Source organism: Chryseobacterium sp. CFS2 (assembly GCF_036543225.1).
Lineage (GTDB): Bacteria > Bacteroidota > Bacteroidia > Flavobacteriales > Weeksellaceae > Chryseobacterium > Chryseobacterium culicis_A.
In genome coordinates this window covers 210,351-225,359 of the sequence record NZ_JAZHQU010000003.1, presented here as the reverse complement: position 1 = coordinate 225,359, position 15,009 = coordinate 210,351, and the positions used below count along the sequence as shown (strand labels likewise).

General features: G+C 35.4%; 16 protein-coding genes. 8 read left to right on the top strand and 8 right to left on the bottom strand.

Annotated elements, in window-relative coordinates; all coding sequences use genetic code 11:
* Window positions 1–38: 38 nt before the first annotated feature.
* The 6 genes from ODR02_RS07870 to aroB form a co-directional block, all read right to left on the bottom strand.
* The gene (locus tag ODR02_RS07870; RefSeq protein WP_209784492.1) at window positions 39–758 is read right to left on the bottom strand and encodes a porin family protein; all 720 of its coding nucleotides are present in this window, start codon (window positions 756–758) and stop codon (window positions 39–41) included.
* Window positions 759–1,121: 363 nt separating this feature from the next.
* On the bottom strand, window positions 1,122–1,820 hold the full coding sequence (locus ODR02_RS07865) for a porin family protein (RefSeq protein WP_209784491.1): 699 nt from the start codon (window positions 1,818–1,820) through the stop codon (window positions 1,122–1,124).
* Between the two features lie 433 nt (window positions 1,821–2,253).
* Entirely contained in the window at window positions 2,254–2,847 is a 594-nt protein-coding gene (locus ODR02_RS07860; RefSeq protein WP_309512062.1) for a porin family protein, read from the bottom strand.
* A 201-nt stretch (window positions 2,848–3,048) separates the two neighbouring features.
* A complete protein-coding gene (locus ODR02_RS07855) occupies window positions 3,049–3,678 on the bottom strand; it encodes a porin family protein (protein ID WP_309512061.1) in 630 nt (209 codons plus the stop codon).
* 230 nt (window positions 3,679–3,908) lie between these two features.
* Complete coding sequence (locus tag ODR02_RS07850) at window positions 3,909–4,544, bottom strand: porin family protein (protein WP_209784488.1); 636 nt, start codon at window positions 4,542–4,544, stop codon at window positions 3,909–3,911.
* A 277-nt stretch (window positions 4,545–4,821) separates the two neighbouring features.
* A complete protein-coding gene (gene aroB / locus ODR02_RS07845; RefSeq protein WP_209784487.1) occupies window positions 4,822–5,868 on the bottom strand; it encodes a 3-dehydroquinate synthase in 1,047 nt (348 codons plus the stop codon).
* Window positions 5,869–5,969: 101 nt separating this feature from the next.
* Between aroB and ODR02_RS07840 the strand changes: the two genes are divergently transcribed.
* Entirely contained in the window at window positions 5,970–7,148 is a 1,179-nt protein-coding gene (locus ODR02_RS07840) for a pseudouridine synthase (protein ID WP_245169707.1), read from the top strand.
* 196 nt (window positions 7,149–7,344) lie between these two features.
* On the opposite strand, the gene pncA is transcribed toward ODR02_RS07840, so the two are convergent.
* Window positions 7,345–7,950, bottom strand: coding sequence for a bifunctional nicotinamidase/pyrazinamidase (gene pncA, locus ODR02_RS07835; RefSeq protein WP_105682388.1), 606 nt, complete (start codon window positions 7,948–7,950; stop codon window positions 7,345–7,347).
* A 217-nt stretch (window positions 7,951–8,167) separates the two neighbouring features.
* Here pncA and ODR02_RS07830 point away from each other — a divergent pair, with 217 nt between their 5' ends.
* The 5 genes from ODR02_RS07830 to ODR02_RS07810 all read left to right on the top strand — a co-directional run bounded on the left by ODR02_RS07830 (window position 8,168) and on the right by ODR02_RS07810 (window position 11,491).
* On the top strand, window positions 8,168–9,310 hold the full coding sequence (locus ODR02_RS07830) for a DEAD/DEAH box helicase (protein ID WP_209784486.1): 1,143 nt from the start codon (window positions 8,168–8,170) through the stop codon (window positions 9,308–9,310).
* A gap of 219 nt (window positions 9,311–9,529) precedes the next feature.
* Complete coding sequence (locus ODR02_RS07825; RefSeq protein ID WP_309512060.1) at window positions 9,530–10,066, top strand: YfiT family bacillithiol transferase; 537 nt, start codon at window positions 9,530–9,532, stop codon at window positions 10,064–10,066.
* Complete coding sequence (locus ODR02_RS07820; RefSeq protein WP_280893504.1) at window positions 10,060–10,521, top strand: DUF1569 domain-containing protein; 462 nt, start codon at window positions 10,060–10,062, stop codon at window positions 10,519–10,521. The genes ODR02_RS07825 and ODR02_RS07820 overlap by 7 nt, the downstream gene beginning before the upstream one ends.
* Entirely contained in the window at window positions 10,518–10,898 is a 381-nt protein-coding gene (ytxJ, locus tag ODR02_RS07815) for a bacillithiol system redox-active protein YtxJ (protein ID WP_209784484.1), read from the top strand. The genes ODR02_RS07820 and ytxJ overlap by 4 nt, the downstream gene beginning before the upstream one ends.
* Entirely contained in the window at window positions 10,895–11,491 is a 597-nt protein-coding gene (locus tag ODR02_RS07810; protein WP_089691886.1) for a Crp/Fnr family transcriptional regulator, read from the top strand. The genes ytxJ and ODR02_RS07810 overlap by 4 nt, the downstream gene beginning before the upstream one ends.
* Window positions 11,492–11,630: 139 nt before the next feature.
* On the opposite strand, the gene ODR02_RS07805 is transcribed toward ODR02_RS07810, so the two are convergent.
* Window positions 11,631–13,052 (bottom strand): aminotransferase-like domain-containing protein, encoded by a 1,422-nt coding sequence (locus ODR02_RS07805; protein ID WP_209784483.1) that lies wholly within the window; start codon window positions 13,050–13,052, stop codon window positions 11,631–11,633.
* A 97-nt stretch (window positions 13,053–13,149) separates the two neighbouring features.
* On the opposite strand from ODR02_RS07805, the gene ODR02_RS07800 reads away from it, so the two are divergent.
* Together ODR02_RS07800 and ODR02_RS07795 are read left to right on the top strand one after the other, a co-directional pair.
* Entirely contained in the window at window positions 13,150–14,034 is an 885-nt protein-coding gene (locus ODR02_RS07800) for a DMT family transporter (RefSeq protein ID WP_209784482.1), read from the top strand.
* A gap of 341 nt (window positions 14,035–14,375) precedes the next feature.
* On the top strand, window positions 14,376–14,972 hold the full coding sequence (locus ODR02_RS07795; protein ID WP_209784481.1) for a Crp/Fnr family transcriptional regulator: 597 nt from the start codon (window positions 14,376–14,378) through the stop codon (window positions 14,970–14,972).
* Window positions 14,973–15,009: the final 37 nt, after the last annotated feature.

The window sequence follows — 15,009 nt, the reverse complement described above, 5'->3', positions numbered from 1 at the left end:
GATTACTCTGCACTTAGGGTTAAAAAATTGGTCGTTGATTAGAATTTATAATTCAGTCCTAACTGAAATACTCTGTTGTTGTTTTCAGCTGCAGACATGCTCTTATCAATCTTTGTTAAGCTGTTTACGTATCTTGCATTGATACCGATATTGGAAGTGATGTCATATCCTAAACCAAGGCCTAAACCAAAGTTGAATTTGTTGATCATATCTTTGTCGATATCTGTAGAGTGAGAACTTGAAGTGGTAGTTGTAATACCTCCTGTAGTACTTGCTACAGTAGATTCTCCTTTATTTTTTCCGTTGATGAAATAACTGAACTCAGGTCCTGCTTCGATATAAAACTTATCAGTAGGTCTCATCTGAACCATTAACGGAACTGAAATGTAATCCATTTTTACTCTGCTCTGTACCTTAGTTTTTACATTCGTTACACCATTGTCAGTTTCTGTAGAATACATTACATCTTTTGCACCCATTTGGTTATACAATACCTCTGGCTGGAAGCTGAATTGTTTTGAAATTGGAATATTAACGAATACACCCGCGTGGAAACCTAGTTGTTGAGTGTTGATTCCGAACTTTTGCTGACTGAAATAAGCTGAGTTTCCTCCTGCTTTGATCCCAAATCTAACGGGTTGAACATCTTTTTTTAGTGGTGATGCACTTACTGTTTTTGTTTCTGTCTTAGTCTCTGTTTCCTGAGCGAAAGCTAATGCACCAGCAGTTAATGCTAATCCTAAAAATAACTTCTTCATAATTTTATTTTTTAATTTTACTATTTGTGTCGAATGATTTCCCAATCAGACTCGAATTATTTTGCAAATTGCTTGCCAAACTTGAAAAATGCCTATTTATAAAGGTTTTCGAGTGGTTTCGCTAAAGGTTTTTTTTAATCATTTATCCCTTTTTAATGAATAAATGTATTGCCAATCTCTATATTTTTGAAAAGAGTTTAATGTTAAAAATGCTTTCTTGTTGATAATTAAAATGATGAAAATTTAAAATCAGAAATGAGTTTTTAAGAAAATTTATAAGCTATCTGGACTATTTTTATGAGTAGAAGTAAAAATACCGGACTTTAAAAAGCCCGGTATCCATTTTGAAAATAATAAATATCGCTATTTAAACTTATAAGCAACGCCAATCTGAATGGCATTATTTCTTACTTTGTCACCCTCATTGTATTTGTAAACCTCAGTAAGGCCCGCAGTAAATCTGGCGGTCACACCAAAACTTTTAGTAAAGTAATATCCGGCACCAATTCCTAGTCCCAGATTAAAACGATTAAAAAGGCTTGTTGAAATATTCTGTGAAATATGATCTGTATGATCAACAGTAATTGAATTTCCGGTAGTTTCAATAGTCGTTAAATCTCCTTTTGTTCTTCCTCCAAGCAGATATCCAAATTCAGGACCTGCTTCCACATAAAGCTGAGGAAGGATATTATATTGAACCATCACAGGAAGAGAAAGATAATTTAAGGTTGTACTATAATCATAGTGTTGTGTTCTTCTGTAGTTCCCAGAGCTTGTTCTGTAGTTATAATCTGATTTTGATCCCAGCTGGCTGAAAAGAAGTTCGGGCTGGATGCTGAATTTTTCAGAAACCGGAATATTAGCGAATACACCTGCATGAAAACCTACTTTCATTTTCTCATTGTTGTCATATTCATAACCGTCTCCTCTGGTAAGGGTAGACCCATTCAATCCGGCTTTAACACCAAAAGTAACAGGAGACGAAGATTTTGACTGATTTTTTTCTTGTGCATTTGCGAAAAGGCTACCCGCAACTGCAAGGACTGCAAAGAGTTTTTTCATGGATTTAAAAGTTTAATTTAATTTTTCTTCATTGTGACAAAATATCTGCCATAAAGGGGAGAAGTGATAAAAATCATGCTAAAAGCGAAAAAGTCAGGCCTAAATTAATAAACCTGACTTTTTCTATTGAAATCAAAATGTATCTAAATTATGGAACAAAATACTTTCCGGTATTCTGCAATGCACTCTAAATGCCAGCCAATTTGTTGAAGTTCTCGTTAAAAATTAATGGTAATAGTTAGTTTCAGTCTTGAAAATCAATTGAATGATCAACTGAATCAATACCTATTCATTGTAAAAACAGGAACTGTAAATTGGAAATTCCGAATAAAGTACAATCAGTATTCAATAGGCAAATTTCTTGCCAAAATATCAATAAAATATAAAAGCCGGATTAATTATAATCCGGCTCTGTATTGAATAGAAAATTTACTTAGAATTTATAAGCTAAACCAAATTGGAATACTCCATTTTTAGCTTTATCATCAGATAAATCTGGTCTGTTTTTAGCAACATCTGTTAAACCTGCAACATATCTTGCTGTAACTCCGATGTTTTGTGTGAAATAATATCCTGCTCCAAGACCAATTCCAAAATCAAAACCTTTGAATAAATCTTTAGCATCTGCAGAATTAGAATTAGCCTTAAGTTTTGAATTAATTAAAAAACTGAATTGTGGTCCTGCTTCCAGGTATAGATTAGGAAGTGCGTTATACTGAAGCATTAGGGGTACGGAAATATAATCCAGATTTACTTTAACATCATTACTTCCTTTAATCTTTGCACCCATCCCGCTATATAATACTTCTGGCTGGAAAGAAAAATCCTGAGCAACCGGAATATTTGCAAATAAACCTCCGTAGAATCCTGCTTTAGAGTTGAAATCATTTTCAGATAGAGTAGAGATGTTAAGACCTGCTTTTACCCCAAATCTAGCTGGAGAAGTTGATGCAGTAGAAGTTGAAGTTTTCTGAGCGAAAGTAAAAGTACCTGCTACTAGCGCAAGGCCTAAAAAAATCTTTTTCATAAGTTTATATTTTAATAGTTATTAAGTTTTATTTAACATTTCATTAAGAATCAAATGGTGTGCCAAAGTCAAACTATGCTGTAAATCTACTATTTACGTATATTATGAAGAATAATTTCCCATTGAAACTAAAAAAGCCGGATTAAAATTAATCCGGCTCCACTTTAATTATAAAAATTTAACAAAAAAGGTGATCGTGCTTTAGAATTTGTAATGTACTCCTACCTGGAATACACTGTTTCTTACAGATCCCGGTCTGCCATATCCATAAAGATATCGCTGTTGTTTTGCATTCACAATATCAGATAGCCCTGTAGTATATCTTACATTCACACCAATGTTTTTGGTAATATTATACCCAGCTCCCAGTCCGATTCCGAAATCGAAACTCTTGGTTGCGTTTTTAAGTTGCAAACTTCCGACATCATCTTTTAGTTCTGCCCCCATAAGGAAATTAAATTGAGGTCCGGCTTCTACATAAAAATTAGGAAGTGCTTTATACTGAAACATTACAGGAACGGAAATGTATTCTAAATTAAGTTTTGCATTACCGTCTCCTTTTTGTTTTGCCCCCACAGCACTATATAATACTTCCGGCTGGATAGCGAAATCTTTTGCCACAGGAATATTTACAAATATACCACCATAGAATCCTGTTTTTGCTTTCATATCCATATGAGAAAGAGCGGATACATTCAGACCTGCTTTTAAACCGAATTTGATTTTGGAAGAAGATGTAGATGGAGTAGCTGCATCAGTGGATGTGGAAGTGCTTTGAGCAAAAGCAAAAGTACCTGCGACAAGTGCCAGGCCTAAAAAAATCTTTTTCATAGATTAGTTTTATTTTACATTGTTTAACGCTGGATAAGCAACAAACAATATGCCGTGAAACCCCATGAATAGAGACTTTATATATTTTTAACGAATGAAAAAATCAACTATATGGGATGTATTTATGGTGAATTATTAACTCCATCTTATTTTAACATAAAAAAAGACCAGATTAAAAAATTAATCTGATCTTTTCTATTGAATATAAAATTTGTTAGTGAATGTATAGCTTATTTAAATTTATAAGCTAATCCAACCTGGAATACATTGTTTCTGACAGCATCAGCACCGCTAGGTCTGTTTTTTGCAATATCTGTTAAACCTGCAACATATCTTGCTGTAAGTCCAAGGTTCGGAGTGAAGTAATACCCAGCACCAAGACCAATACCAAAATTGAATGTATTGAAATTGTCTTTGTAATTGTCTGAAGTAGTAGAATCTCCGTTGGATTCATTTTTCAATTTGTTTTTAGCACTTACCATGAAACCAAATTCTGGTCCTGCCTCTACATAAAGATTAGGGATTAAATTATACTGGAACATCACTGGTACTGCAATATAATCTAACTTCGTAGAAGCTGAATATTTTGTTCCAAATGAAGTGAAATCTGATTTATTACCATACTGAGAATATAATACCTCCGGCTGAACGCTGAATGATGCAGCCAATGGAATATTAGCAAATACTCCTGCGTTGAATCCTATTTTAGATTTCTGGTCATCAAGACCACTGTCTTTTGAAAGTGAAGATACGTTCATTCCCCCTTTTACCCCAAATGTTACTGGATTGGAAGATGTATTTCCTGTCTGTTGAGCGAATGCGAATGTTCCTGCAGTTAACGCTAATCCTAAAATTAACTTTTTCATAACTTTAATTTTTTTAATTTTACTCTTTCTTAATTTTAAATTTTACTACTGTTCAGCATTTTCAGTTGAACGCAGAGTATCTTTCAAATTGCTTGCCAAAAATATTTTTTATGAGTAAAATCAATAAAAAAATCACTTAGCGTTTAAGTGGTTTTTGAAATATGTAATTGATTTACAGTAAATTATGAATTTAAATAAACATTTGTTTAGAAGAAATCTAAATTGACAATTTTGTCAAAAATAGCTTTTAAAGGGAATATGTTTCTCCAAAAAAACGTTAAGCATCATTTAATTTTCTATAAAAAGATAAAGATTCAAGGATATTTTCCTGGCTGCATTGATGATCATACGTACAAGAACCTATTCCTGAAAGCAGAGAAAAGTTGATTTTACTGTCTGTATTCTTTTTATCATTTAATAATAGTGCTGTGATATCTTCATCTTTGAAATCGCTGATATCAAGGTATGGATAATATCTCTGGATATTTTCAATGATCATTTTTGCGTCTTCTTCAGAAATAAGATTTTCAAGCCAGGCAAGATGCGCTTCTGCAATCATTCCCATAGCAACTGCTTCACCATGAAGGATAGGATTTTGCTGTTGTAAGCACAAACTTTCCACAGCATGGCCTATTGTATGACCGAAGTTGAGTGTTTTTCTGATGTTCTGCTCATGGAAGTCCTGATCTACCACATTCTGCTTGATATTCATTGAAGTCTGAATATGTGGGGTTACCGTTTCCACTTCCAGCTTACGGATCTGAATCAGCTGATCCCAATGATTTTTATCAGCAATTAATCCGTGCTTCAGCATTTCAGCAAAGCCACTTCTTAATTCTTTAAAAGGTAATGTTTCTAAGAATTTTGGGAAAATAAAGATCTGTTCAGGAAAAGCAAAAGTTCCCACCATATTTTTAAAGTGCATCAGATCAATCCCTGTTTTTCCTCCTATGGAAGCATCACACATGGATAAAAGGGTAGTAGGAATGTTGATAAACTGTATCCCTCTTTTATAAGTAGATGCAACAAATCCGCCCATATCCGTAATTACACCGCCACCAAGATTGATAACCAATGCTTTTCTATCCGCCTGCATCTCCGTAAGAATTTCCCAAAGCTGATTGGCTGTCTGGATATTTTTCATTTCTTCTCCGGCTTCAATCTCTAAAATTTCAAAACCAAGATCAGTTTCCATATTTCCTAAAAGAACAGGAAGGCAGTATTCATGGGTATTTTCATCTACAAGAATGAAAATTTTACTGAAAGATTTTTCGTGAAGAAACTCGTTTAGCTGTGAAAAATTATCGTTTAATATTGTTATCATCTTCAAATTTATGTAAAGTTAAAATGTAAACTATAGTGCAAAGTTATGATTCTTAATTTTTAACTCGTAACTAAATTACTATCTTTGCAGAAATTTTTAGAATGAGCAGAGATAATAATAATTCAGACAGACCAAAGAGACCAAGAATTTCAACCAAGAAAAGTTCTGATGATTCTCGTGCTTCCAGATCTGGAAATTCTTCAGGATCAAAGCCTTTTAAGAAACCGTTCTCTAAAGATGGGGGAAGAAAAGGGGCAGAACATCAGGGATCCACTTCAAGATTTGAAAAGAAACCTTTCAAAAGAAATACAGACAGCTCCGAAGGTTCCAGCGATGAGATGGGATCAAAATCTGAAAGAAAACCATACATCACGAACAAAAGTGAGAGTTATGAGAAAAAATCTTTCGGAAAACCAAAGAGAGGAGGAAAGAGCTTTGATGCAAGAGATAAATATGAAAGAGGTAGTCTGAAATATGGCAGAAGACCCTCTAATGGAGATGAAAGAGAAGACAGAGCAAAATCTTTTGTACAAAAAAGAAGGTTAAACAAAATTGACAAAGATGTTCATAAAGACACGATTCGTCTCAATAAGTATATTGCCAATTCAGGGATCTGCAGCAGGAGAGAAGCTGATGAGCTTATTACTCAGGGACTTGTAGAAGTAAACGGAAAGGTAGTCAATGAAATGGGCTATCAGGTACAGAAAACCGACAGAGTAGTTTTTGACGGACAAAGTATTACTCCGGAAAAACCTGTTTATGTACTTTTGAATAAACCAAAAGGCTACATTTCTACAACGAAAGATGACAAAGCCAGAAAAACAGTAATGGATCTTGTAGCGAATGCTTCTCCTTACAGAGTTTTCCCGGTTGGAAGATTAGACCGTTCTACAACGGGTGTTATTTTATTGACGAATGACGGACACATGACTAAAAAATTAACGCATCCATCTTTTGATGCTAAAAAGATTTATCATGTAACGTTAGATAAAAAACTTACGGGTGAAGATTTACGTCTTATTGCAGAAGGAATCCGTCTTGATGAAGGTGTAGCAGTTGTTGACCAGATTTCGTACATTGAAGGAAAGCCTAAAAATGAGATCGGAATTGAGATTCATATCGGATGGAATCGTGTTATCAGAAGAATATTCCAAAGATTAGGATACGAAGTGGAAGCTTTAGACAGAGTGATGTTTGCAGGATTAACGAAGAAGAATATCAAGAGAGGACACTGGAGAATCCTTACAGAACTGGAAGTGAATAACCTTAAAATGCTTTAGAATAATGATGAATTATGAGTTATAAATGATGAATGACAGGTTCAGTTTGTAACTTATTTCATTCTTTTAAACAGTACATTTAAGTGTAAAGAATAAAAAAGCGCAGAATTGTTTTCTGCGCTTTTTGTTTTATATGGTGATGAAGCCTATCATTAAAGTATTTCTTAATTCATAGCTCATCATTTATAATTCATCATTATCCTAACACGGTTACTCCTTTTTCAATCATGTCGTAGATGGCATCTCTTGCATTGTCAGGTTTTACGTTTACAGCACGTGTTCCGTTGAAATGAAGGCAGGTTACATATCCGTTGGCCACAGCATCCTGAGCCGTGAATTTAACGCAGTAATCTAATGCTAATCCTACGATTTCAACCAATTGAATGTCGTGGTATTTCAAGAAGTCATCCAATCCGGTTTTCATAAAATGATTATTATCCTGGAATCCGCTATAGCTGTCTATTTCAATATTTTTACCTTTTTGTATAATGTGGGTTACTTTATCTCTGTTCAGATCTTTGTGAAATTCTGCTCCGAAAGTTCCCTGAATACAGTGATCCGGCCACATAAACTGTGGAACACCATTCAAAATAATACTTTCTCCTACCTTTCTGCCATTGCTGCTTGCAAAACTTTTATGACCTGCAGGATGCCAGTCCTGCGTCAAAACCACCTGATCATATTCATTTTCCTCCATCAGAAGATTGATATAAGGAATAATTTCGTTGGCTCCAGGGACTGCAAGTGCTCCGCCTTCACAAAAATCATTCTGTACATCGACTATTATTAATGCTTTTTTCATATTTTGATTTCTCGAATTTTTGATAAATTTAAAAAAACTAAACCACAAAAATTTGTCCAAAAAAGAATTATCGGACAAATCGGCAATGTAAATTTTCAATACTCCCGAAATGAGTGGTTTACAATTAAAATAATTGTATTTTCTTTGAAAAGTATGGCATTTTTGGGATATACACCAAATATCAATAACGTATCTTTGCAGGAAATAAGTATTTTTTATGTCATTTGAGTCTTTAGGATTATCACACAATATTATTCGTTCTGTTAACAAATTGGGGTATTTAAAACCATTTCCAATTCAGGAGCAGGCCGTTCCCGTAATTTTACAAGGGAAAGATCTGATGGGAATTGCACAGACAGGTTCTGGTAAAACAGCTTGTTTTGTGATGCCGATTTTAGAAAAACTACAGAATTCGGAAGTTAAAAAAGACCGTAATGTTCAGGTTTTAATATTGGTTCCTACCCGTGAACTGGCTATTCAGATTGATGAAGTATTCAGAGCTTTTACAGAAAATCTGAAAAGAGAAGTCCGAACAATGGCTGTTTATGGAGGAGTTTCTATCAATCCGCAAATGAAAGGAATGTTTGGGGTGGAAGTTCTGATTGCAACTCCGGGGCGTTTATTAGACTTAATTGATCATAATGCCCTGAGTATTTCAGGAATTAAACATCTGGTGATTGACGAGGCAGATAAAATGTTTCAGCTTGGCTTTGGTGAAGAGATGAATAAGCTTTTTGCAATGATGCCGGTAGCCAAACAAACCACTTTATTTTCAGCAACTTTAAATGATAAAGTTTCTGAGATGAAAGAACGTCTGTCCATTAATCCTACCATTATTGAAATTAAAAAAGAAGAAGTTGAGATAGATAATATCGAACAGCTGGCCTATCATGTTTCTCCGGAAAATAAAGGTCCTTTTTTAAGATATTTAATTAAGGAAAAGAAAGTTGAAAAAGCTCTTATTTTTGTCTCGTCCACAAGATCTGCAGACAATTTGGTAGAGAAGCTTAAAAAGAATAAAATTAAAGCTGTGGCGATTCATAGTCAAAAGTCACAGGGTGCCCGTAGAAATAATCTGGAAGAATTTAAAGTAAATGGAGCTCAGATTCTGGTGGCTACAGATCTGATTGGCCGTGGAATTCATATTGAATCTCTGCCATGTGTTATCAACTACGAATTACCGCGTTCTCCTTTAGATTATATCCACCGCATTGGTAGAACAGGGCGTGCCAACGAAAAAGGAACAGCAATTAGCATTCTAACGGATGACGAATTACAGCATTTCAGGGTGATTCAAAAGAAAATGGGAAGAAAAGTAACCCTGCAAAGAACAGAAGGTATTGATTTACACGGTTATTAATACTTGATTTAAATAAAAAAAAGGCTTCAGTTGATACACTTGAAGCCTTTTTTAGTGAAAAATTGGTACCACAAAAATCATTATCTGTACAATTAATGCTTTATTCACCTTAGATTCTTGAATTTTTGATAAATTTACATCCAGTGATATTTGAAAAATTGTCTGAAAAGAAAATGATCGGACAAATCGGCAATATTTAAAAATTAAAACCCTTGAACAATGAGTGATTTAGAGAAAAAAAAGTTTCCAATAGGACCGTTTGAAGCTCCTGAAAGCATCTGTGACACCACCTTGGATACTTATATCAAAGTGATTAAAGACTTTCCCGGCAGGCTAAAAAATCTCATTGAACATTTTACAGACGACGAATTGGATACTCCTTACAGAGAAGGTGGCTGGACGGTAAGACAGCTTGTGAACCATCTTTCAGACAGTCATATGAACAGTTTTATCCGTTTTAAACTGGCTCTTACGGAAGATAATCCTACAATAAAACCCTATGATGAAGCGAAATGGGCAGAACTGCAGGACAGTTTCCATATGCCTGTAAAGCCGGCCATGAGAATGTTGAAAGGAACACACCAAAGATGGGTGGTACTTCTTAAAAGCCTTACCAATAAACAGTTTGAAAGAACTTTTCATCATCCTGAACACAATAAAAATTATGATTTAAGAGAAAGCCTTGCTTTGTACACCTGGCATTGTAATCATCATTTTGCTCATATTGAAAATCTGAAGAAAGAAAAAGGTTGGTAAGAAAGCGTCTTGATAATCCCATATACTACAACGAAATTGTAAAGAGAATTTCTTTGTTATCTGAAAACTCCATAGGAAAATGGGGGAGAATGAGCGTATGCCAAATGGTAAAGCATTGTGATCTAGTTCTTCAGGTAGCCCTGCAAAAAATTGAACTTCCCCGTATTAATGTGGTATTCCAGACAATAGGAATCATTACAAAAGTAGAAATGTATGTTTTCAATAATGGAATTCCCAGAAACATGCCTACTTTTCAAAAACTAATCGTTAATTTTGAGTGTGATTTTGATGTATCAAAAACCAATCTGCTGAAAACGCTGGAAGAATTCCGGGAAGCTTGTGAAAAAAACAGGCTGCCGGATCATCACAGACTATTCGGTAAAATGACTGAAAAAGACTGGACATTTTTAGAATATAAACATCTTGATCACCATCTAAAACAATTTAATGTATGAGTTTTTTTGATAAAATATTTGGTGGAAAAAGCGAAACCCCTGATCAAAAATCATTCTGGAAAAAGATAGAGTCTGAGGAAGACCTTACAAAGGCTATAGAAGACTCTTTTCAGAATAAAATTGCTATATTCAAGCATTCAACAAGCTGTTTCATCAGTAAGACAGTACTGAAAAACTTTGAAAAGGAAGTGGAAAGTTCAGATCAGCCGGTTCATGTTTATTATCTGGATCTTCTGGCTCACCGATCTGTTTCTAATAAAATAGCCGCAGATTTTGAGATCAGACACGAAAGCCCGCAGCTCATTGTAATTGAGAACGGAAAGTCCATAAACAATGCTTCACACCAGGATATTTCTTTAAGCCAGATTGTATCATGAAGAATATAAATAATTATTTAGCTAAAGTTTTAAATGTTCCGCTTCAAAACGTGAACACCTGCAGCCTGCACTATGAGGTAAAGAAAATTCCTAAAAACCAGTTTCTTCTTCAGTATGGCGAAATATGCCGTCATATATTCTTTGTAGAAAAAGGACTGATAAAAATGTATTCTATTGATAAAAACGGAAAAGAACATATTATACAGTTTGCCCCGGAAAGCTGGCTTATTTCTGACCGAAGCAGTCTTTATTTCAATGAAAAATCCATTTATTATATAGAAGCAGTGGAAGATTCAGAGGTTCTGTTTTTACATCCTGATTTCTTTAATAAATTGGTGGAACAATTCCCAAACAGTATTGAGAGAAGTGATTTTCTGCTGCAGAAACATATCAGAAGTCTTCAAAACAGGATCAATTCTTTATTGGGAGAGACGGCAGAAGAAAGATACATGAAATTTATTAAAATGTATCCGGATTTACTGTTGAGAGTTCCACAATGGATGATTGCTTCTTATCTGGGGATTACTCCTGAGAGTCTTAGCCGTGTAAGAAAAGAACTGGCAAGAAAAAACTTCGTTCCTGATAATAAATAAAGAGGGCTGGAAGATGGGAGAGGGAAGCTTGAAGCTCTGGTAAACACAAAAGAACTTGACAGTTATTATTCAAACATCCTTAATAAGAATCGGCATAATCTATTCTTAAAACCATAATAACTTCCATCTTCCAGTCTCCTTACTTTAAATAAATTTTTTTAGCAAGATTTCCGACCTGTCTGAGCTTTGCCTGTGTATTTTCCGACCAGGGAAGCCCTATACAAAGTCTCATACAGTTTCCAAACTGCTCCTGAAAAGTAAACATTCTTCCGGGAGCTATACTGATGTTTTGCTTGATGGCCAGATCATATAATTCTGTTGTCCGGATTTTTTTATCAAATTCTACCCATAATGATAATCCTCCCTGTGGACGACTGGTTTTGGTGCCTTCAGGGAATGATTCTGCAATAGTCTGAACATAATTCTGATAGTTGAACTGTAAGGTTCTGCGAAGCTGCTGAAGGTGTTTTTCGTACTTCCCGGATTTCAGAAAGTTGGCAACAGCTTCATTCACAATAGAAATAGAAGATGTGGAATGCAGGAGTTTTAATTTCATGATCTTATCTTTGTATTTCCCAGGAGCAATCCAGCCAACTCGATAGCCGGGAGCTAGTGTTTTTGAAATTGAACTGCAGTACAGTACATTTCCGTCTTTATCGAAAGATTTGCAGCATTTTGGACGGCTGGAACCAAAATAAAGGTCTCCATACACATCATCTTCTATCAGCGGAATATTGTTTTCCGACAATATTTTTACAATTTCTTTTTTATTTTCATCAGGCATACAGCTTCCCAGCGGAGAATTGAAGTTGGGAATCAACAGACACAGATCTATTTTGGGAATTACTTTTTTTAAGGCTTCAATTTCTATTCCGGTAGTAGGATGGGTGGGAAGTTCCAGTACTTTTAGGCCTAATCCGTTTGCCAGCTGTAAAATACCCGGATAACAGGGACTTTCAATAGCAACGGTGTCTCCTGGTTTTCCCAGAGCCATTAAGCAGAAAGAAAGAGCATTCATTCCGCCATTGGTGGTAATCAAATCATTTTCGCTCAGGTTTCCTCCCCATTGCAAAGAACGTATAGCAATCATTCTTCTGAGCTTCAGATTTCCCTGAAGTTCTTCATAGTCAGTACCTCCGTCTTTTAATTCTCTGGTGGCATTCACTATTTCTTTTTTCAGTTTTGCCTGAGGTAAAAGATCTCCGGACGGAATACCGATAGAGAAAAAAGTAAGGTCCTTTTTGCCCATATTTTCATACACTTTACTGATCAGCTCATCCGGTTCATCATTATTGGCAATCAATGACGGACGGCTTACTTCGGGTAAAGGAAGTTTTGCAGAGAGCAGCTGGCTTACAAAATATCCCGACTGTGGTTTTGATTCTATCAAAGATTGTGATTCCAGTTCAAGGAAAACACGTTTAGCGGTGTTCATACTCACCTGATGTTCCTGGCATAGCATTCTTACCGAAGGAAGCTTGTCGCCGCTCTTTAAAATGCCATTTCTGATCTGCCCTGCAATTCCGTCTGCAATTTCTGTGTATAAAAATTCTTTGCTCATATTTTCAAACTGTGCTCATGCAAATATACAAAACTGATACTGTGTTTATCAAATTATCCTTTCTAATTTTGAACCATCAATTAAAACCTTTCTTACAATGATGACAAATCAGATAACAAAAGATGAAAATATAAGCGGATGGATCAATGGCTTCATTGGTGTTGTATTATTTAGTGGAGGGCTGCCCGCTACCAAATTAGCGGTAATGGAAATGAGCCCAACTTTTGTAACAGTAGTTCGTGCAGCTGTTGCCGGAGTATTGGCTTTAATCGTATTATGGGTGGGCAAAGAAAAGCGACCGGTGAAGGAACAATTCGTTCCTTTGCTTCTGGTTTCCCTTGGCTGTGTGGTAGGATTTCCGCTTCTTTCTGCATTGGCTCTTCAGTATCTTACTTCGGCTCACTCCATTGTATTTCTGGGAATGCTGCCTTTGGCAACCGCTATATTTGGAGTTTTCCGTGGGGGTGAGAGGCCTCATCCTATATTTTGGTTTTTTTCAATTGTAGGAAGTCTTTTAGTGATTGGATATGCTGTTTCACAAGGAATATCAGCGTCACCAATTGGCGATATTCTGATGTTGTTGGCAGTTATTTTATGCGGTATGGGCTATGCTGAAGGCGCAAAATTATCCAAAACATTAGGTGGCTGGCAGGTGATTTCCTGGGCTTTGGTACTGGCATTGCCTGTGATGATTCCTTTATTCTTTATTTATTTTCCTGAGGATATTGGCCATGTTAGTTTCCAGGGATGGTTTGGATTGGGCTATATTTCTCTTTTCAGTATGTTTATTGGATTTATATTCTGGTATAAAGGATTGGCACAAGGAGGAATTGCTACTGTGGGACAGCTGCAGCTGCTTCAGCCTTTCTTTGGTCTGGCATTGGCTGCCTGGCTTCTTCATGAGCAGGTGAGTATGGGAATGCTGGGGGTAACGGTAGGCGTGATCTTATGTGTTGCAGGAACTAAAAAATTTGCGAAATAATTAAAATATATTAAGAATAATACCCCAATAATCCTTTGGGAACTCCTTATAGAAAGCCTGGTTTCATACAGAAACCGGGCTTTTGCTTTAATAATCAAAATGTTGCGATGAATATCGGACTTTTTTTAATTGCAAAAAAATGCATATAAAGCGGATTCTTTGATAAGTTTAGAGCAATAAGCTTGAAAGTGATTGGAATTAACAATTTATTTAACTTTATTTAACATTCTGATCAATAATTAAGGTGCGGTTTTTGCATGCAACTTACAATCGATTGCCAATACTATTTTTACTGAGACTAAGAGGATAGGAAGAAGAAAACAATTCCAAAAAAGGCTATTATGGTTATCGACGAAAACATTTTGATTTCAGCGGGAGCAGAAACGAGATATTATAACCCTTCAGAAATTATATTCTGTGAAGGGGATATTCCTAATTATTATTATCAGATTGTTAAAGGGGAAGTAAAACTCAACAATTACAATGAGGAAGGGAAAGAATTTATTCAGAACATTTTATCTGACGGGGAAAGCTGTGGAGAATCCATTCTATTTATAGAAAAACCTTATCCTATGAATGCAGAAACTATTACAGAATGTAGTGTTCTCAGACTTCATAAATCTTCTTTTTTTAATCTGTTGAATCAATCTCCGGAATTATATATGGAGGTAAACAGCTTTCTTTCAGAACGCCTTTATTATAAATTCATTATGATGCAGAGTCTCTCCTCACAAAACCCTTCCATACGCTTGAGAGGATTGATGGATTATCTTAAAAGTTCTCAAAAGGATCTGAGCCCTTATTCTTTTCTGGTTCCGCTAACAAGGCAGCAAATGGCAAGCCTTACAGGTCTTTGTGTGGAAACTGCTATAAGGACTATCAAACATATGGAAAGAGATAAAATTGTAAGAATTGAAAATCGTAAAATTTTGTATTAACTTAGGCATATTATTTGTAATTTTTTTCATTGAAAAA